We start from the raw sequence: 17,737 nt of genomic DNA, 5'->3' as shown, positions 1-17,737 counted from the left end.
GTAAAGAAAACGACCGGCAACTTTACCTTCATCACCATCAAAAAACCCTGCTTTGCCATTCTTCGCCTCGCGAACCATCTTGCCGCCATGGATAAAGCCCCTGCCCCTCTCCCGCGCGCGGGCAAGCTGTGGCTCGTCGGCGCCGGCCCCGGCGACCCCGACCTGCTGACCTTGCGCGCCGCGCGGCTGCTGGAAAGCGCCGACCTCGTCGTCCACGATGGGCTGGTCGGCGACGGCGTACTCGCGCTGATCCCGCCGCATGCCGAACGGATCAGCGTCGCCAAGCAGCGCAGCCGTCACACGATGAAGCAGGAACGGATCAACGAACTGCTCGTCCGCGAAACGCTCGCGGGCAAGCGGGTGGTCCGCCTCAAGGGCGGCGATCCCTTCATCTTCGGCCGCGGCGGCGAGGAACTCGAGGCGGCGCGCGAAGCGGGCGTCGATTGCGAGGTCGTCCCCGGCATCACCGCCGCGGCGGGCTGCGCCGCGCAGGCGGGCCTTCCCCTCACCCACCGCGCCGACGCGAGCGCGGTCAGCTTCGTCGCGGGCCAGTGCAAGGATTTGACCGACCAGGACTGGTCGGGGCTCGCCGGGCACGGCCGCACGCTCGTCATCTACATGGGGCTCGCGACCGCGTCCGCCATCGCCGACAAGCTGATCGCCGACGGCGTCTCGCCCGGCCTGCCCGTGGCGGTCGTCGAACGCGGCACCACCGCCGAGGCGCGCGTGCTCCGTACGCTGCTGACCGATCTCGGCGACCTCGTCGCGCGCGAAGCGGTCCAGAGTCCCGCGCTCATCATCGTCGGCAAGGTGGCGGCGCGCGCCGATGCGCTCGACTGCCTCGGCGCCCCCGGCATCGCGACTTCAACAAGGGATTTTTCATGCAGTTACTGACCGGCAACGACCTGAAAACGGGCGCCGTCATCTGGTGGACCGGCCGCGGCTGGTCGCTCCATGTCGAGGACGCCGCCGACGTCGGCGACCAGGGCGAGGCGATCCTCGCCGCCGAGGACGGCGCGCGCCGGGTCAACGGCGGCTACATCATCACCGCCGAGGACAGCGCGAGCGGCCCGCGGCCTTCGCATATCAAGGACCGCATCCGCGCGCTCGGCCCGACGGTGCGTCCCGACCTGACACTGAAACCCGCCGACCCCGCGGCCGGCGACTGGGTGATCTGACATGTATAAATATGACCAGTACGACCAGGCGATGGTCGACGCCCGCGTCGAGGAATTCCGCGACCAGACCCGCCGCCGCATCGCCGGCGAGATGAACGACGACCAGTTCAAGCCGCTGCGGCTCAAGAACGGCCTCTATCTCCAGCTTCACGCCTATATGCTGCGCGTCGCCATTCCCTATGGCACGCTCAATTCGCGGCAGTTGCGCAAGCTCGCCGAGATCGCGCGCAAATACGACCGGGGTTACGGCCATTTCACCACACGCCAGAACCTTCAGTATCACTGGATCAAGCTGGAGGAAGCGCCCGACATCCTCGCCGAGCTGGCGACGGTCGAGATGCACGCGATCCAGACCAGCGGCGAGAGCATCCGCAACATTTCGGCCGACCAATATGCGGGCGCGGCCGCCGACGAGATCTGCGATCCGCGCCCCTGGGCGGAGCTCTTGCGGCAGGCGACGACCTTCCATCCCGAATTCAGCTATCTGCCGCGCAAGTTCAAGATCGCGGTCATCTCTTCGAAGGAGGACCGCGCGGCGCTGCGCTGGCACGACTGCGCGCTGCGCATCGTGCGCAACGAGGCGGGCGAGGAAGGCTTCGAGGTCTATGCCGGCGGCGGCATGGGGCGCACCCCCTTCATCGCTTACAAGATCCGCGACTTCTGCCCGGCGTCGCATATCTTCTCCTATATCCAGGCGATCCTGCGCGTGTGGAACCTCCACGCGCGGCGCGACAATATCCACAAGCAGCGGATGAAGATCCTGGTCCACGACCTCGGCGAAGAGGAGTTCCGGCGCCAGGTCGAGGAAGAGTTCCAGAATTTCCTGACCCTCGGCACCGACTTTCCGCAGGCGGAATATGACCGGATCGCGGCCTATTTCACGCCGCCGCCGTTCGAAACGGGCCTGTCCGAGGACATCGACCGGTCGGACTCCGCTTTCGCCTTGTGGGTCGACCAGCAGGTCATCGCGCACAAGGCGCCGGGCTATGCGATCGCCAACATCAGCCTGAAGCCGATCGGCGGCATCGGCGGCGACGTCACCGCCGAGCAGATGGAGGTCGTCGCCGACCTCGCCGAGCGCTACAGCTTCGACGATGTCCGCGTGACGCATGCGCAGAACCTGGTTCTGCCGCACGTCCGCAAGGCCGATCTCTATGCGGTATGGCAGGCGCTCGACGAAGCGGGGCTCGCCGATGCGAACCTCGACCTCGTCACCGACGTCATCGCCTGCCCCGGTCTCGACTATTGCACGCTCGCCAACGCGCGCTCGATCCCGGTCGCGCAGAAGATCCAGCAGCGCTTCGCCGACATGGATCGGCAGCTCGACCTGGGCGAGCTCAAGATCAAGATCTCGGGCTGCATCAACGCCTGCGGCCACCATCATGCCGGCCACATCGGCATCCTCGGCGTCGACCGCAAGGGCACCGAGAATTACCAGCTCCTGCTCGGCGGTTCGGGCGCGGAGGATACGACGCAGGCGAAGATCACCGGGCCCGGCTTCGACGAGGATGGCGTCGTCGACGCGGTCGAGCGCGCGGTCGAGCGCTATCGCGAACTGCGCGACCCCGGCGAGCGCTTCCTCGACACCTATCGCCGCGTCGGCTTCGACGCCTTCAAGGAGGCTATTTATGGCTGATGCGCTGCGTTTCCGGAACGACGACCCGATCGAGGAACCCGCGGTCTCGCTCGACGCCTTCCTCGACCAGGACGGCGCCAGCGCGGTGCGGATCGAGGCGGGCGACGACCCGCGCCGTCTGATCCCGCATCTTGCCCGGGTGAAACTGGTCGAGATCGGCATCCCCCGCTTTCGCGACGGCCGCTGCTTCACCTCCGCGCGCATCCTGCGGGAGGCGGGTTATGAGGGCGAGATCCGCGCCGAGGGCGACGTGCTCGTCGACCTCGTCGCTTTCATGCGCCGCTGCGGCTTCGACAGCTTCGCCCCGCAAGCGGGGCTGAACCGCGCCGACGTCGACGCCGCGCTCAGCCGCTATGCGAATGTCTATCAGCACGCCGCCGACGGCGCGGTGCCGATCTGGAAGCTGCGGCATGGCTGACACCTCGAAAATCCCGTTCGCATCGAGCGAAGTCGAGATGCCCCACGGCCATGCACGGCCGATGGGCGTCCCGACGCTGCGCGACGCGAACGGCGACGAGGGGGAAGAAAGACGCCGCGACAGGATCGACGTGGCGCCGCGCTTCACGCAGGCCGACGTCATCCGCCTCAACAACCTCTTCCGCGGCCAGGACGCGGCGGAAGCCGTGACAAGCGTGCTCGGCGCTGGGCTGATCGGCGATACGGCGATCGTTTCGAGCTTCGGCGCAGAAAGCGCGGTGCTGCTCCATCTGGTGACGCAGGCCGCGCCCGACATCCCGGTGCTGTTCCTCGATACCGGCAAGCATTTCCCCGAAACGCTCGCCTATCGCGACGAACTGACGGCGCGGCTCGGGCTCAATCTCGTCAACCTGACCCCCGATGCCGGGGAACTGGCGAAGAAGGACGAGACCGGACTGCGCTGGTCCTACGACCCCGACGGCTGCTGCGAGATCCGCAAGGTCAAGCCGCTCGAAAAGGCGCTCGCGGGTTTCGACGCGTCGATCACCGGCCGCAAGGGATTCCAGTCGTCGACGCGCCAGGGCCTGCCGCGCTTCGAACTCGACGGCAGCACCGGCCGGCTGAAGTTCAATCCGCTCGCAAACTGGACGCGCGAGATGCTCGACGCCTATTTCGAGGAACATGACCTGCCGCGCCATCCGCTCGAAGCGCAAGGCTACCCCTCGATCGGCTGTTCGCCCTGCACGTCGAAGGTCCAGCCAGGCGAAGACCCGCGCTCGGGCCGCTGGCGCGGCTGGGACAAGACCGAATGCGGTATCCACGAGGCGGTGACACCGCTCGACGACGACCCCGCGAACGACCCGGCGTTTTGAGCGGCCGTCAGACCCGATTTCGTCATTGCGAGGAGCCGAAGGCGACGCGGCAATCTCCAGCTATCGGCCCTGCGCGAGGCCGATAGCTGGAGATTGCTTCGCTCCGCTCGCAATGACGAAGCTATTGAACGCCGGGCTTACTCATAATCCGCATAGGCCTGGCTTTCATCCGCCAGGTCGCTGAACTTGGTCGTCTTCGCCTCGAAGTGCAGGCGGATCTTGCCGGTCGAGCCGTGGCGCGATTTGGCGACGATCACTTCGGCGAGGCCGAAGACGCGCTCCATTTCCGCCGCCCATTCCTCATGCTGCGCATGGATTTTCACATCGTCGCCCTCGACCGGGCGTTTGGGCTCGCGCGCCGCGACGTAGTAATCCTCGCGGAACACGAAGAGCACCATGTCGGCATCCTGCTCGATCGAGCCCGATTCGCGAAGGTCGGAGAGCTGCGGACGCTTGTCCTCACGGCTTTCGACCTGACGGCTGAGCTGCGACAGCGCCATCACGGGTACGTTCAGTTCCTTCGCCAAAGTCTTGAGACCACGCGAAATTTCGGAAATTTCCTGCACCCGGTTGTCGCCGCTGCGCGACGAGCCCTGCAAGAGCTGGAGATAGTCGACGATGATGAAACCGATGCCGTGCCGCCGCTGCAGGCGGCGCGCGCGGGTGCGCAGCCCGGCGATCGTCAGACCGGGCGTGTCGTCGATGAACAAGGGCAGCGTCTGAAGCGCCTGCGCCGCGCGGCTCAACTGCTGGAACTGGTCCTTGCTGATCTTGCCCATGCGTAGCGCCTCGCCCGATACCCCCGACTGCTCGGCGAGCACGCGCGTCGCGAGCTGGTCGGCCGACATTTCGAGGCTGAAGAAGGCGACCTTCGCACCCATATTCTTCTCGGGCGGAATGCCGTCCTCCTCGTCGCGGCGGAAGCGTTCGGCGGCGTTATAGGCGATGTTGGTCGCAAGCGAGGTCTTGCCCATGCCCGGACGGCCGGCAAGGATCATCAAGTCCGAATTGTGCATGCCGCCGATCTTGGCGTTCATGCTCGAAATGCCGGTGGTGATCCCCGACAGGTGGCCGCCCGAATTCAACGCGCGCTCGGCCGCCTGCAGCGCGACGAGGCTGGCGGCGTTGAAGCTCTTGACCGAGCCCATCTCGGCCTCGCCGCCCGCGACGCGGTAGAGCGCGGTCTCGGCCTCCTCGATCTGCGCCTGCGGGTCGACGCTCTCGCTGGTGTCGAGTGCGCTGTCGACGAGAGTGCGGCCCACGTCGACGAGTTCGCGCAGCAGCGCGAGGTCGTAGATCTGGCGCGCGAAATCGCGCGCGCCGATCAGCCCGGCCCCGCTGCCGGTGAGCTGCGCGAGATAGCCGACCCCGCCGACCGCCTTCATCGCCTCGTCATTCTCGAAAAAGGGTTTGAGCGTGACGGGGGTCGCGATGCTGTTGCGCTCGATCAGCGCCATCGCCTGTGCGAAGATGCGACCGTGAAGCGGCTCGAAGAAATGCGCGGGCGTGAGCTGGACGGGCAGATCCTCTACGACTCGATTGTCGATCAGGATCGCGCCCAGAAAAGCGGCTTCGGCCTCGACATTGCGCGGCAATTGGCGGTCGTCCCCGGAGGAGGCCGGGGCGGGAATGAGGGCAAGCTCGGGCATAGCGATCTTCATGCTTCGCAGGCTGCTGCGGCGCAACCGGCGATATCGATCAACCTATCATATCTGTGGAATGCTGTGAATAAGTCGCCCTTGCCCTTCGGCGCGCGCCAAGTAGAAGCACAACCGGCATGACCGATCTTGATCCCTCGAAACAGCGCATCATCTCGGTCGACCTCGACGAAGGCTCGATCGTCTGGCGCAACCCCGATGTCGAGCAGGAGCGCCGGGTCGCGATCTTCGACCTGATCGAAGACAATAAGTTCGTCCCCCAGCGCGGCCACGACGACGGCTATGCCGGCCCTTACCGGCTGCTGCTGCGGGTCGAGGACGGCCGGCTGATCTTCGAGATCGGCCGCGAGGACGGCTCGCCGCTCGAGGCGATCATCCTCGGCCTCGGCCGGTTCCGCCGTCCCATCCGCGACTATTTCGCGATCTGCGACAGCTATTATCAGGCGATCAAGACCGCGACCGCGCAGCAGATCGAAACCGTCGACATGGCGCGCCGCGCGCTGCACAACGAGGCGGCCGAAATGCTGATGGACCGGCTCGACGGAAAGATCGCGGTCGATTTCGACACCGCAAGGCGATTGTTCACGTTGATCTGCGTCCTGCATATCAAGGGCTGACGATGGCGATCGGGGCGACATTCGCGAAGCGCAAGACACCGGCGAAGCCGGTGCGCAACTGGCGCGGGGCGATCCTGCACTGGCTGCGCCGCGCCCTCGCGCTCGCGGCGCTGATCCTGCTGGCGGTCGGGCTCGCGCTGTGGTGGGCCGCGCGCTGGACCCCGCCGCGCGAGCAATATCCGTTGCAGGGCGTGACGATCGACGCGGGCAACGGCCCGGTCCACTGGGGCTCGATCAAGGCCGCGGGCGCCGACTTCGCCTATATCTTCGCAACCGACGGCGACCGCCGGGTCGACCCGATGTACGCGCGCAACATGGCGGCGGCGCGCGAGGCGGGGGTGCGCACGGGGCCGATACATCGCTACGACCTTTGCAAGCTCGCGACCGATCAGGCCGCGAATTTTATCCGCCACGTGCCGCGCCGGGCCGACGCGCTGCCCGCGGTCGTCTGGCTCGACTATGACGATCGCTGCCCCGACCGGCCGACGCGCGCGCTGCTCCTGAGCGAGCTCGCCACCTTCCTCGCGCAGATCGAGGCGCATATGGGCAAGCGGAGCCTGATCGCGCCGGGGCCGAATTTCGAGGCCGATTATAAGGTGACGAGCGGCATCGCGCGCACGACCTGGCTGCGCCGCGACTTCTTCGCCCCCGACTATGGCGCCCACCCCTGGGCGATGTGGCAGGCCAATGATTATGTGCGACTGTCGGGCGCCGACGGCACCGTCGGCTGGAACGTCGTCCGTCCCGAAGGAATGAGCGATGAGTGACCATGAAGACCGCGACGCCCTGATCGCCGCCGCGCGCGACGCCGCGGCGCGCGCCTATGCCCCCTATTCGGGCTTTCACGTCGGCGCGGCGCTGCTCCTCGACAATGGCGACGTCGTCACCGGCGCCAATGTCGAGAATGCCAGCTATGGCCTGACGCTGTGCGCCGAAACCGCGGCGATCGCCAAGATCGCCAACGAGGGCTGGATCGACCGGCTCGCCGCGGTCGCGATCATCGGCGGGCGCCCCGACGGCGAAGCGCTGATCGGCAGCGAGCCCGTCCATCCCTGCGGCCGCTGCCGCCAGATACTGAACGAGGCGGCCGAGCGGTCGAAGACCGACATCGCCGTCCACTGCGCCTCGGGCGACGGCGCCGCGATCAGGAGCTATCGGCTGAGCGAGCTGCTGCCCGCCGCGTTCGGGCCCAAGGATCTCGGCCTCATCCCCGACTGATCGCTTGCGCAACGCGCGCCGCGCCGACAAGAGAAGCCATGGCCATTCTTTCCGACAAATGGATTCGCGAAGCCGCCCGGACGCAGGGCATGATCGAGCCGTTCGTCGAGGCGCAGCGCCGCGACGGCTGTATCAGCTACGGCCTCTCCTCCTACGGCTATGACGCGCGCGTCGCGCCCGAATTCAAGATCTTCACCAATGTCGACAGCGCGGTCGTCGACCCCAAGGATTTCGCGTCGAACAGCTTCGTCGACCGCGAAACCGACGTGTGCATCATCCCGCCGAACAGCTTCGCGCTCGCCCGCACGGTCGAATATTTCCGCATCCCGAGGGACGTGCTCGTCATCTGCCTCGGCAAATCGACCTATGCGCGCTGCGGCATCATCGTCAATGTCACCCCGCTCGAGCCCGGCTGGGAAGGCCATGTGACGCTCGAATTCTCGAACACCACTCCCCTGCCCGCGAAGATCTATGCCAATGAGGGCGCGTGCCAGTTCCTGTTCCTGCAGGGCAATGAGCCGTGCGAGACGAGCTACGCCGATCGCGCGGGCAAATATATGGGGCAGAAGGGCGTGACGCTGCCCAAACTCTGATTTCAAATTCGTCATTGCGAGCGCAGCGAAGCAATCTCCAGCTATCGACATAAAACCAGGTCGATGGCTGGAGATTGCCGCGTCGCCTTCGGCTCCTCGCAATGACGAACATTGTTGCGCTCAGCATCGAGAATGATAACGTTCTCATAAATAAGATCGGGGACGAGGCCATGACATTCCGCGCGATCGCGCTCCTGTTGGCAGCGCTGCTTTCCAGCGCCACCCCCGCCCACGCCGAAGGTTTCCTCAAGGTCGATGGCACCCGTATCGTCGACGACCGCGACAAGCCCGTCATCTTGCGCGGCATGGGTCTCGGCGGCTGGATGCTGCAGGAAGGCTATATGCTGCAGCTCGGCGAGATCGGCCAGCAGCACAAGATCCGCGCCAGGCTGATCGAACTGGTCGGAGAGGCGCGAACCACGGATTTCCACCGCGCGTGGCTCGACAATCACACGACCGAGGCCGACATCGCGGCGATGGCGACATGGGGCTTCAACTCGGTGCGTCTGCCGATCCATTTCGACCAACTCACCCTCCCCGCCGACCGCGAGCCGACGCCCGGCGAAGATACGTGGCTCGAAGAGGGCTTCCAGCGCATCGACCGGTTGCTCGCGTGGAGCAAGGCGCACCGTGTCTATTTGATCCTCGACCTCCACGCCGCGCCGGGCGGGCAAGGCAACGACCTCGCCATCTCCGACCGCGATCCGGCGAAACCCTCGCTGTGGGAGAGCGCGGAGAATCAGCGCAAGACCGTCGCGCTGTGGACGAAGCTCGCGGCGCGCTACAAGGACGAGCCGTGGATCGGCGGCTACGACCTGATCAACGAGCCCAACTGGAGCTTCGCGACGCCGGGCAAGGGCCATGGCTGCGACGAGACCGAAAACAGGGCGGTCTGGGCGCTGCAGCAGCGCATCACCGCGGCGATCCGCGCGGTCGACAGGCGGCATATCGTGATCGTCGAGGGCAATTGCTGGGGCAACAACTACCAGGGCCTGCCGCCCGCGTGGGACGCCAATATGGTGCTGAGCTTCCACAAATACTGGAACCGCAACGACGCCGCGAGCATCGCCGACATCGTCAAGCTGCGGGAGAATTATGGCCGCCCGATCTGGCTCGGCGAGTCGGGGGAGAACAGCAATGTCTGGTTCCGCGACGCGATCGCGCTGGTCGAGGGCGAAGGCATCGGCTGGGCCTTCTGGCCGCTCAAGAAGATCGGCTTCAACCAGCCGCTCGAAATCGACCCCGGCCCCGGCTGGGCGGCGGTGGTCGCCTGGATGACCGGCAAGGGACCAAAGCCCGACCCCGATGCGGCCTATGCCGCGATGATGCAGCTCGCCGAAAACAGCCGGTTCGAGCGGAATATCCCCCATCCCGACGTGATCGATGCGATGCTGCGCCAGCCGCACGACGCGAGCGCGCGGCCCTTCGTCCCCCACCGGCTCGCGGCGGGCCCGCTCACCATCCGCGCGGTCGATTACGATCTCGGCCCCGCCGGCATCGCCTATGCCGACACGGTCGACGCCAATTACCATGTCGCGACCGGCGGCGAACGCGCGGCGTGGAACAATGGCTCGACCTACCGCAACGACGGCGTCGACATCGCGCGCGAAGCCGATGGCCGCCCCGTTGTCGCCGATTTCGTCACCGGCGAGTGGATGCGCTACGGCGTCGATGTGGCGAAGGCCGGCCGTTGGGCCATGACCATTCGCGCACGTTCGGCCAAGGGTGGAACGATCGCGCTCGGCGACCGCGAAATCGTCGTTCCCGCCTCGGCCGACTGGCGGGACCTGACGCTATCCGAGGTGGCGCTCGCCGCCGGAGCGGTGCCGCTGGTCCTGCGCGCGGTCGATTGCGGCGACTGCGCGGTCGACAGCCTGACCCTCGCGCCGAACTGACCGGCGGAACCTCCCCGCGTCCCGAGCGTCCTGACTGCACAAGCGGACGGGGCGCGAAAAACGGAGGATGCCCCATGTCCATGATCGCCGTCTTCATCGGCCGCCTGTTCATCGCCGTCATCTTTTTGGTGTCGGGGATCAACAAGCTGATCCATGTTTCCGACACCAATGCGATGATCGCCGCCGCCGGGCTTCCCGGCTGGCTCGCCATCCCGACCGGCCTTTTCGAGCTGCTCGCGGGCGCGTGCCTCGTCCTCGGGGTCGCGACGCGGCTGTGGTCGATCCTGCTCGCGATTTTCGTGCTGCTCACCATCCTCTTCTTCCACCGCGAATTCACCGATCCGATGCAGGCGATGATGGCGATGAAGAATCTGGCAATCGCCGGCGGCCTTCTGTGCCTGTTCGGCTATGGCAACACCCGCTGGAGCTATGACGCGCTGCGCCAGCGCCGCCGCGACGAACTTGCGAAGCACGACGCCGAACGCCGCGCGAGCGAAGCCGAATTGCGCGCCGCGCGCGCCGAGGGCCGCGCCGAAGTCGCGGGCGAGCCGCCCGTCGTTGTCGAGAAGCGTCCCTTCTGGCGCCGCTGAGTTGACGGCGCGGTAGTTTGACCCTCCTCGTCTCGTCACCCCGGACTTGATCCGGGGTGACGAAGCGGGCAAGACCATGCGCCGCTCTTCAACTGCGCCATCACCGCTTCGCGCTTGGCATCGCTCTCCGCCTGCGCTAGCCTCCACTTAACGTTTACGTAAAGGGAGGTTGGCGTGGCCGATACGCGCGAGTTCGACATCATCGTCTATGGCGCCACGGGGTTCACCGGGCGCCTCGTCGGGGAGTATCTGGCCGAGCATTACGCCGGGCGGAAGGACGCGCCCAGATGGGCGATGGCGGGGCGCAGCGCCGACAAGCTCGCCGAGGTCCGCGACCTCATCGGCGCGCCCGCCGACACGCCGCTCGTCGTCGCCGATGCGAGCGATCCCGCGAGCCTCGACGCGATGGCGGCACGCACCCGCGTCGTCCTCACCACCGTCGGCCCCTATCAGCTTTACGGCAGCGACCTCGTCGCCGCCTGCGTCCGCGCCGGCACCGCCTATGCGGACCTGTGCGGCGAACCCGGCTGGATGCGCGAGATGATCGACGCGCATCAGGACGCGGCCCAGGCATCGGGTGCGCGGATCACCTTCAGCTGCGGCTTCGATTCGATCCCCTTCGACCTTGGCGTGCTGTTCCTGCAGGCCGAGGCGGTGAAGCGCCACGGCAGCCCCGCGCCGCGCGTCAAGGGCCGGGTACGCAAGATGCAGGGCGGCGCATCGGGCGGCACCATCGCGAGCCTGACCGAAACGCTGAAGGCCGTCGCGAAGAAGCCGTCGCTCGCGCTGCTGCTCAAATCCAGCTTCGCGCTGACCCCCGGGTTCGAAGGGCCGCACCAGCCGAGCGGGCTGATCCCCGAATATGATTCCGCGGCCGGCACCTGGACCGCGCCCTTCGTGATGGCGCCGATCAACACCAAGAATGTCCACCGCACCAATTTCCTGCTCGGCCACGCGTGGGGCGAGGATCTCGTCTATGACGAGATGGTGATGACGACGATCGGCGACGCCGGCAAGGCGATGGCCGAAGCGATGGCGAAGGCCAATCCGTTCGGCGACGCGAAGCTCCAGCCCGGCGAGGGCCCGAGCAAGGAGCAGCGCGAAAAGGGCTTCTACGACATCCTCTTCATCGGCGAATATCCCGACGGGCGCGAGATCCGCGCCAGCGTCCAGGGCGACCGCGATCCCGGCTATGGCTCGACGTCGAAGATGCTCGCCGAAACCGGCATGGCGCTGCTCGACGACAAGGGCGCAGGCGGCGTGTGGACGCCGGGCGCGCTGCTGGGGCAGGCGCTGATCGACCGGCTGACCGAGCATGCGGGACTCACGTTCCAGATCGAAGAATAGTCTTTCATCCGTTCGTGCTGAGCTTGTCGAAGCACCGTTCTTCTCTTCGACAACGCTCAAGGAAAGAACGGCCCTTCGACAAGCTCAGGGCGAACGGTTTTGAATGCTTGTGCGAAAGACAGAAGCCGATGACCGAAACCCCCTCCCCCTCCGCGCTCGACGCGCTGCTCTCCACCCTGCGCGTCGATGGTGACGGCGCGACCGCGCATATCGACGAAGGCTGGATGCAGGGCCGCACCGCCTATGGCGGGATCAGCTCGGCGGTCGCGCTCGCGGGGGCGATGGCGCTTCACCCGACCGAGGCGCCGCTGCGCTATGCCCAGATCAGTTTCGTCGGGCCGGTCGGCGGCGACTGCACCGTCGAAACGCGCGTGCTGCGCCGGTCCAAATCGAGCCTGTTCATCGACGCCGGGGTCAGCAGCGATGCCGGGTTCGGCACCGCCGCGGTCTTCGCCTTCTCGCCCGACCGGCCGAGTCATCTCGACCATAATCGGCTGACGATGCCCGACGCCCCCGATCCCGACACGCTGTCGCCGGTTCCCGAGCACAAGGCGCGGCCGAGCTTCACGCGCCATTTCGACATGCGCCCGACCAGCGGGCCGCGCTTTGCCTGGAAAAGCGAGGTGGGCGAATATCTGACCTGGGTACGCTTCGTCGAGGAGCCGGCCTGCCACCCCGCGGTCGCCCTGCTCGCGATGGGCGACGCGCTGCCGCCGGCGGCGATGGCGCTGTTCACCGAATTCGGGCCGATCAGCTCGATGAACTGGACGGTCAACATGCTGACCGCGGCACCGCGCACCGACGACGGCTGGTGGCTCCTGTCGGCGAAGACGGGCTATGCGCGCGCGGGCCTGTCGGTGCAGGACATGATGCTGTGGAACCGCGCCGGCGAACCGGTGCTCAGCGGCAGCCAGGCGATCGCGATCTACGCGTAACAGCCGTCGCCCCCGCGAAGGCGGGGGCCGTTGTCGGTGCAGTGCAAGATTGCCAGTGGCCCCCGCCTTCGCGGGGGCGACGAACTTTAAACGATTGGCAAAGCAATCACCGCGTCGAGCCCGCCGCCCGCGCGGTTGGCGAGCATCAGCGCACCGCCCTCGCCCTCGGCGATCTCGCGCGCGATGGAGAGGCCCAGACCGGCGCCTCCGGTCGCCCGGTTGCGCGATTCCTCGCCGCGCGCGAAGGGTTCGACGAGGGTGCGGATCTGCTCGTCGGTCAGGCCGGGGCCGTCGTCGGACACGGTGATGCGCGTCCAGCCGTCGGCGGCCGCGACCGACAGGCGCGCGCGAACGCCATAGGCGACGGCATTGTCGACCAGATTGCGCAGCGCCCGGCGCAGCAGCAGCGGCCGCGCCATCACGCTGGCGTCGGCGACGTCGGCCACCGCGACATCGCGGCCCCGCTCGCGATAATCGGCCGCAAGGTCGCCGACGAGCGTGCCGAGCGCGACGGGCTCGCGCGCCTCATTGCCCGACCCCGAGCGCGCGAGCGCCAATATGTCGGCGAGCATCGCGGTCATTTCCTCGATCGAGGCGATCATCTTGTCACGCAGCGCCGCGTCCTCGACCTGCTCGACGCGCACGCGCAGGCTGGCGAGCGGGGTGCGCAGATCGTGCCCGACCGCGCCGAGCATCCGGTCCTTGTCGGACAGCATCGCCGCGATCCGCGCGCGATAGGCGTTGAACGCGCCGATCAGGTCGCGCACGTCGGACGGCCCCGCCTCGGCGAGCGGCTCGGCATCGCGCAGCGCCGGACTGGTCCGCGCCGCCCGCGTCAGATCGCGCAGCGGCACCGCCGCGCGCCACGCGATCAGCAGGATGGGGATCAGGAGCAGCAGATAGAGCGACAGCGTCTGCCAGAGCAGGAAGCCCTGCAGGCGGTTGCCGCTCGCCGGAATGCGGCTGCGAACGGCGTAATATTGGTCGCCGACCTTGGCGACCACGACAACCGTCTGGCCGGGAAAGTCGGGATGCCGGCGCGGTGTCCGCGGCGGAAGGGCCCAGGCCTGGACCGAATCGGCGCGCACCTCGGCCTCGGTCATCAGCCCCGCGACATAGTTGGCGAGGTCGGGCCGCGACACCGCGCGGCGCGGCAGGCGTGGCGGTGCATCCGATATGCGCAGCTTCTGGACGCGCTCGTGCGGCCGCCCGTCGCCCTCGCTTCCCTCGCGTTCGCCGCGCCGGTCGCGCTCGACCGCGTCGATGATCCGCGCCACCGCCATGCCGCCGCCGTGGGCGAGAACCTGCTGCTCCTGTCCGCGCACGAGCAGCGCGAAGTTGATCGCCTGCGCGACGAACAGCGTCACCGCCACGGCGAAGACGAGCTGTCCGATCAGGCTCCTCGGCCACAGGCGCAGTTTCACGATGCCGGTCCCAGCCGCTTGACCTCGCACGCCAGCGTATAGCCGCCGCCCCATACCGTCTTCACGATCTGCGGCCGCGCGGGATCCTCCTCGATCTTCTTGCGCAGGCGGCTCACCAGATTGTCGATCGCGCGGTCGAAGATGTCGGCCTCGCGCCCGCGCACCATGTCGAGCAGGCGGTCGCGGCTCATCACCTGGCGCGGGTGGCGGACGAGCGCGTGAAGCAGATGATATTCGCCCGACGACAGCGCGACCTCCTCGCCCGCCTCGTCGACGAGCACGCGCTCGACCTCGCGCAGCACCCACGGCCCGAAGGCATAGCTGGTGCCGCCCTTGTCGAGCGCGCGGCCGCCCTGCTGGGTGCGGCGCAGCACGGTGCGGATGCGTGCGACCAGCTCGCGCGGGTTGAAGGGTTTGACGACATAATCGTCGGCGCCGATCTCGAGCCCGATGATCCGCTCGGTATCCTCGGCGCGCGCGGTGAGCAGGATGACGGGGATGCTGCTCGTCTCGCGCAGATGGCGGGTCAGCGACAGCCCGTCCTCGCCGGGCATCATGATGTCGCTGACGACGAGGTCGATGCTCTTGGCGCGCAGGATCGAGCGCGCCTCGGCGGCGCTCGCCGCGTCGCTCACGGCAAAGCCCTGCGCCGCGAGATATTCGCCGAGCGGCTCGCGGATCGACGGTTCGTCGTCGATCAGCAGAATGCGGGGCGTGTCGCTATCGGTCATCTCGCGTCCGTCTAAAACAAATGGTTCGCCCACCGACCAGGGGCCGATGGGCGATACCGTGCTGACAGGGACCGGCGGCAAAGGCAATGCCAGGGAGGGGGGAAGAGCCTGCCCGTGCCGCCGATCCCTGCCAAAGGCTTATTCGGTCGCGGGCGCCGCCGGGGCCGCGCCGCGCTGGCCGCGCTTCGCCTTCCACGCCGCGCGCTGCGCCTGGCGTTCCTCGGCGGTCACCTGGCCGTCCTTGTTGGCGTCGAGGCGGTCGAAGCGCGCGAGGGCGGCGGTTTCGAACTCGGCCTGGCTGATCGCCTTGTCGCCGTCGGTGTCGGTCTTCATCATCATGCCGTGATCGCCGCGCATGCCGTGGTGGCCGCCGCGCTTGCCGTGATGGCCGCGCATCCCGCGCTTGCCTTCGCCGGCTTCACCGGCCGCGGCGGCGCGCTTTTCCTTCCATTCGGCGCGCTTCGCCTGGCGGTCGGCGCCATGCTGGTCCCACTCAGCCTTGCTGATGCTGCCGTCCGAATTGGCGTCGAGCGCGGCGAAGCGCTTCGCCTGCATGGCGGCGTGGCGCGCGGCGCGGTCGGCGGCGTCGAGCTTGCCGTCCTTGTTGGCGTCCATCTTGGCGAACATCTGCCCGGCCGAAGCCTGCGCCTCAGCACGGGTCAGCACGCCATTGCCGTCGGCATCGCCCATGTCCCGGTGGCCGCCCGGAGCGGCGAGCGCGGGCACCGCGATCAGCGCCGCGCCCAAAGTCAAAAGAGTCATCTTCTTCACGTCACGAACTCCTGTCATGGGACCCTCGCGAAAGGGGGAGAGCCGGGTCCCGATGACGGCGTTCTAGGGGCGATTTGTCCCAGTCCCTTGCCGAGCCGAGGGAAAATTGTCGCAAAATGTCGCAAAAACCGCGCGCCGTTCATGCGGGCGCAAGCGGAGACGGCGCCGTGAGATCAATAGCGGCCCGACAGCAAGGCCCCCGCGCCGGGAACCTTCGTCGGCAGCCCCAGGCGCGTCAGCATCTGGTGCGCGGTGCAGATCGCGGCCGATACGACCGGCAGGCCGATCGCATCCTCGATCCTTTGCACCGACGGCAGCGAGGGCATCTGGACGCAAGCCGACAGGACGAGCGCGTCGATGCCGGTGAGGTCGAGGCGCTTGTAATGATCGAGCAGATGGACCGGATCCTGCGCCGCGACTTCCAGATTGTCGGGGATTTCGAGCGCGAGCCAGTCGGCGACCGCCACGCCCTCCTCCTCGATATAGGAGACGACCATCTGCGTGAGCGGCTTCATATAGGGCGCGACGAGCGCGATGCGCTTCGCGTCGAGCGCCTTCAGCCCCTCGATCAGCGCCCCCGCGCTCGTCACGACGGGCGCAGGGTGGCCGTTCTCCACCGTGCATTGGTGGAGCCGCGCCTCGGAGACGCGGTGATAACCCTGCCCCATGCTCATGATCGCGACGAGGCAGGCGTAGCCGAGGACGTCGACCGCGGCGTCGGACAGTTCGAGCGCGCAGCGGTCGGAATCGGCGTCCATCGCCGCGAGCTCCTCCTTCGTCACCTTCCTCATCCGCATCCGCGACGAGTGGAAAGTGAAGCGCTCGGGCGCGATGGCCTCGCGGGCGCGGAGCAGCGCCGGAATCTCGGTCTCCATCGTGACGTTGGAGCTGGGCACGATCTGCCCGATGCGGATAGGTCGTGCCGTCATGGCGCGCCTCAGACCGCGACGACCGGGTTGCGCAGCATGCCGACCTTCTCGATCTCGCATTCGACGACGTCGCCCGGCCACAGGAACTCCTGCGGATCGCGCCCGGCACCGACGCCCGCCGGCGTGCCGGTCGCGATGATGTCGCCGGGCTCGAGCGTCATCACGCTCGATATGTCGGCGACGAGCTGCGCCACGTTGAACAGCATGAAGCGCGTGTTGCCGTTCTGCTTCTCCACCCCGTTGACGCGCGTCTTGAGGGTCAGGTCCTGCGGGTCACCAATTTCATCGGACGTGACGATGCACGGTCCCATCGGCGCGAAACTGTCCTGTCCCTTCGACACGATCCACTGGCCGGCGCGGCGGCAGTCGCGCGCCGAGACGTCGTTGATCACCGTATAGCCGAAGACATGACCCAGCGCGTCGGCCTCGGCGACGCGGCGCGCGGTGCGGCCGATGACGACGGCGAGCTCGGTTTCCCAGTCGAGCTGCTGCGTCACCGCCCCATTGTGGCGGATCGGGTCGTCCCACGCGGCGACCGCGGTCGGCGGCTTGGAGAAGATCACCGGCTGCTGCGGCAGGTCCTTCGACGTGTCGAGGCTGCGTGCCGATTCCGCGACATGCTCGGTATAGTTGAGGCCGATTCCGAAGATATTCTTGCGCGGCCGCGGGATCGGCGCGAGCAGCGCGACATTGGCTTGCGGAAGCGACGTGCCGACGAAATCGGCGGTCGAGGCGTTGGTCACCGCCTCTTGCAGGAAACGCAGCGCGATCGGCCCGAGGTCGATGAAATCGAGCATCGTCGAGGGCAGATTCTGCCCGATCGCGGCGCCGAAATATTCGACGTCGACCACGAGCCCGTCGTGGAGAAGGCCGAGCCGCGATTCGGTCTCGACCGTGCGATAAGTCACGAAACGCATGGATTTAAT

General features: G+C 67.4%; 19 protein-coding genes. 13 read left to right on the top strand and 6 right to left on the bottom strand.

What is annotated here, in order from left to right; translation table 11 throughout:
• The first annotated feature begins 87 nt into the window (after positions 1–87).
• The 5 genes from cobA to CD928_RS16450 all read left to right on the top strand — a co-directional run bounded on the left by cobA (position 88) and on the right by CD928_RS16450 (position 4,103).
• Positions 88–894, top strand: coding sequence for a uroporphyrinogen-III C-methyltransferase (gene cobA, locus CD928_RS16470; protein WP_095388186.1), 807 nt, complete (start codon positions 88–90; stop codon positions 892–894).
• Positions 882–1,178 (top strand): DUF2849 domain-containing protein, encoded by a 297-nt coding sequence (locus tag CD928_RS16465; protein WP_095388185.1) that lies wholly within the window; start codon positions 882–884, stop codon positions 1,176–1,178. The genes cobA and CD928_RS16465 overlap by 13 nt, the downstream gene beginning before the upstream one ends.
• A 1-nt stretch (position 1,179) precedes the next feature.
• Positions 1,180–2,814 carry a nitrite/sulfite reductase gene (locus CD928_RS16460; RefSeq protein ID WP_095388184.1) on the top strand — a complete coding sequence of 545 codons (1,635 nt, stop codon included), beginning with the start codon at positions 1,180–1,182 and terminating at the stop codon, positions 2,812–2,814.
• Positions 2,807–3,232 (top strand): DUF934 domain-containing protein, encoded by a 426-nt coding sequence (locus CD928_RS16455; RefSeq protein ID WP_095388183.1) that lies wholly within the window; start codon positions 2,807–2,809, stop codon positions 3,230–3,232. Before CD928_RS16460 ends, CD928_RS16455 begins: the two co-directional genes overlap by 8 nt.
• 61 nt (positions 3,233–3,293) lie before the next feature.
• Complete coding sequence (locus CD928_RS16450) at positions 3,294–4,103, top strand: phosphoadenylyl-sulfate reductase (RefSeq protein WP_095388279.1); 810 nt, start codon at positions 3,294–3,296, stop codon at positions 4,101–4,103.
• 137 nt (positions 4,104–4,240) lie between these two features.
• On the opposite strand, the gene CD928_RS16445 is transcribed toward CD928_RS16450, so the two are convergent.
• Positions 4,241–5,752, bottom strand: coding sequence for a replicative DNA helicase (locus CD928_RS16445; RefSeq protein ID WP_095388278.1), 1,512 nt, complete (start codon positions 5,750–5,752; stop codon positions 4,241–4,243).
• Positions 5,753–5,880: 128 nt separating this feature from the next.
• Here CD928_RS16445 and CD928_RS16440 point away from each other — a divergent pair, with 128 nt between their 5' ends.
• From CD928_RS16440 to CD928_RS16405, 8 genes are all read left to right on the top strand, one after another.
• The gene (locus tag CD928_RS16440; protein WP_095388182.1) at positions 5,881–6,378 is read left to right on the top strand and encodes a UPF0262 family protein; all 498 of its coding nucleotides are present in this window, start codon (positions 5,881–5,883) and stop codon (positions 6,376–6,378) included.
• A 2-nt stretch (positions 6,379–6,380) separates the two neighbouring features.
• Positions 6,381–7,145 carry a glycoside hydrolase family 25 protein gene (locus CD928_RS16435; protein WP_095388181.1) on the top strand — a complete coding sequence of 255 codons (765 nt, stop codon included), beginning with the start codon at positions 6,381–6,383 and terminating at the stop codon, positions 7,143–7,145.
• Positions 7,138–7,596 (top strand): cytidine deaminase, encoded by a 459-nt coding sequence (locus CD928_RS16430; RefSeq protein WP_095388180.1) that lies wholly within the window; start codon positions 7,138–7,140, stop codon positions 7,594–7,596. Before CD928_RS16435 ends, CD928_RS16430 begins: the two co-directional genes overlap by 8 nt.
• A gap of 38 nt (positions 7,597–7,634) precedes the next feature.
• Positions 7,635–8,189 (top strand): dCTP deaminase, encoded by a 555-nt coding sequence (gene dcd / locus CD928_RS16425; RefSeq protein ID WP_095388179.1) that lies wholly within the window; start codon positions 7,635–7,637, stop codon positions 8,187–8,189.
• A 170-nt stretch (positions 8,190–8,359) separates the two neighbouring features.
• Positions 8,360–10,084, top strand: coding sequence for a cellulase family glycosylhydrolase (locus tag CD928_RS16420; protein ID WP_095388277.1), 1,725 nt, complete (start codon positions 8,360–8,362; stop codon positions 10,082–10,084).
• A 74-nt stretch (positions 10,085–10,158) separates the two neighbouring features.
• Entirely contained in the window at positions 10,159–10,674 is a 516-nt protein-coding gene (locus CD928_RS16415; RefSeq protein WP_095388178.1) for a DoxX family protein, read from the top strand.
• 174 nt (positions 10,675–10,848) lie between these two features.
• Positions 10,849–12,021, top strand: a complete 1,173-nt coding sequence (locus tag CD928_RS16410) for a trans-acting enoyl reductase family protein (protein WP_095388177.1) — start codon at positions 10,849–10,851, stop codon at positions 12,019–12,021.
• 128 nt (positions 12,022–12,149) lie between these two features.
• Positions 12,150–12,956 (top strand): acyl-CoA thioesterase II, encoded by an 807-nt coding sequence (locus CD928_RS16405; protein WP_095388176.1) that lies wholly within the window; start codon positions 12,150–12,152, stop codon positions 12,954–12,956.
• An 86-nt stretch (positions 12,957–13,042) separates the two neighbouring features.
• Here the strand turns inward: CD928_RS16405 and CD928_RS16400 are convergent, their stop codons facing one another.
• The 5 genes from CD928_RS16400 to CD928_RS16380 form a co-directional block, all read right to left on the bottom strand.
• Complete coding sequence (locus CD928_RS16400) at positions 13,043–14,380, bottom strand: cell wall metabolism sensor histidine kinase WalK (RefSeq protein WP_255247217.1); 1,338 nt, start codon at positions 14,378–14,380, stop codon at positions 13,043–13,045.
• Positions 14,377–15,111 (bottom strand): response regulator, encoded by a 735-nt coding sequence (locus CD928_RS16395; RefSeq protein WP_095388175.1) that lies wholly within the window; start codon positions 15,109–15,111, stop codon positions 14,377–14,379. The genes CD928_RS16400 and CD928_RS16395 overlap by 4 nt, the downstream gene beginning before the upstream one ends.
• A 138-nt stretch (positions 15,112–15,249) precedes the next feature.
• Positions 15,250–15,873 carry a hypothetical protein gene (locus tag CD928_RS16390; RefSeq protein ID WP_255247223.1) on the bottom strand — a complete coding sequence of 208 codons (624 nt, stop codon included), beginning with the start codon at positions 15,871–15,873 and terminating at the stop codon, positions 15,250–15,252.
• A 182-nt stretch (positions 15,874–16,055) separates the two neighbouring features.
• Entirely contained in the window at positions 16,056–16,811 is a 756-nt protein-coding gene (locus CD928_RS16385; protein WP_095388173.1) for an Asp/Glu racemase, read from the bottom strand.
• A gap of 8 nt (positions 16,812–16,819) precedes the next feature.
• Positions 16,820–17,728, bottom strand: coding sequence for a fumarylacetoacetate hydrolase family protein (locus CD928_RS16380; protein WP_095388172.1), 909 nt, complete (start codon positions 17,726–17,728; stop codon positions 16,820–16,822).
• Positions 17,729–17,737 lie beyond the last annotated feature (9 nt).

This window comes from Sphingopyxis sp. GW247-27LB (assembly GCF_002277025.1).
Classification (GTDB): Bacteria; Pseudomonadota; Alphaproteobacteria; order Sphingomonadales; family Sphingomonadaceae; genus Sphingopyxis.
This window is presented reverse-complemented; position numbering and strand designations above follow the sequence as displayed.

Excerpts from the sequence above, each read along its gene's own strand:
- CD928_RS16455 (WP_095388183.1), top strand. The coding sequence starts at position 2,807 with ATGGCTGATGCGCTGCGTTTCCGGAACGACGACCCGATCGAGGAACCC.
- CD928_RS16430 (WP_095388180.1), top strand. The coding sequence starts at position 7,138 with ATGAGTGACCATGAAGACCGCGACGCCCTGATCGCCGCCGCGCGCGAC.
- cobA (WP_095388186.1), top strand. The coding sequence starts at position 88 with ATGGATAAAGCCCCTGCCCCTCTCCCGCGCGCGGGCAAGCTGTGGCTC.
- CD928_RS16385 (WP_095388173.1), bottom strand. The coding sequence starts at position 16,811 with ATGACGGCACGACCTATCCGCATCGGGCAGATCGTGCCCAGCTCCAAC.
- CD928_RS16405 (WP_095388176.1), top strand. The coding sequence starts at position 12,150 with ATGACCGAAACCCCCTCCCCCTCCGCGCTCGACGCGCTGCTCTCCACC.
- CD928_RS16420 (WP_095388277.1), top strand. The coding sequence starts at position 8,360 with ATGACATTCCGCGCGATCGCGCTCCTGTTGGCAGCGCTGCTTTCCAGC.
- CD928_RS16395 (WP_095388175.1), bottom strand. The coding sequence starts at position 15,111 with ATGACCGATAGCGACACGCCCCGCATTCTGCTGATCGACGACGAACCG.
- CD928_RS16415 (WP_095388178.1), top strand. The coding sequence starts at position 10,159 with ATGTCCATGATCGCCGTCTTCATCGGCCGCCTGTTCATCGCCGTCATC.
- CD928_RS16460 (WP_095388184.1), top strand. The coding sequence starts at position 1,180 with ATGTATAAATATGACCAGTACGACCAGGCGATGGTCGACGCCCGCGTC.
- CD928_RS16450 (WP_095388279.1), top strand. The coding sequence starts at position 3,294 with ATGGGCGTCCCGACGCTGCGCGACGCGAACGGCGACGAGGGGGAAGAA.
- CD928_RS16445 (WP_095388278.1), bottom strand. The coding sequence starts at position 5,752 with ATGCCCGAGCTTGCCCTCATTCCCGCCCCGGCCTCCTCCGGGGACGAC.
- dcd (WP_095388179.1), top strand. The coding sequence starts at position 7,635 with ATGGCCATTCTTTCCGACAAATGGATTCGCGAAGCCGCCCGGACGCAG.
- CD928_RS16435 (WP_095388181.1), top strand. The coding sequence starts at position 6,381 with ATGGCGATCGGGGCGACATTCGCGAAGCGCAAGACACCGGCGAAGCCG.
- CD928_RS16390 (WP_255247223.1), bottom strand. The coding sequence starts at position 15,873 with ATGACTCTTTTGACTTTGGGCGCGGCGCTGATCGCGGTGCCCGCGCTC.
- CD928_RS16465 (WP_095388185.1), top strand. The coding sequence starts at position 882 with ATGCAGTTACTGACCGGCAACGACCTGAAAACGGGCGCCGTCATCTGG.
- CD928_RS16380 (WP_095388172.1), bottom strand. The coding sequence starts at position 17,728 with ATGCGTTTCGTGACTTATCGCACGGTCGAGACCGAATCGCGGCTCGGC.
- CD928_RS16440 (WP_095388182.1), top strand. The coding sequence starts at position 5,881 with ATGACCGATCTTGATCCCTCGAAACAGCGCATCATCTCGGTCGACCTC.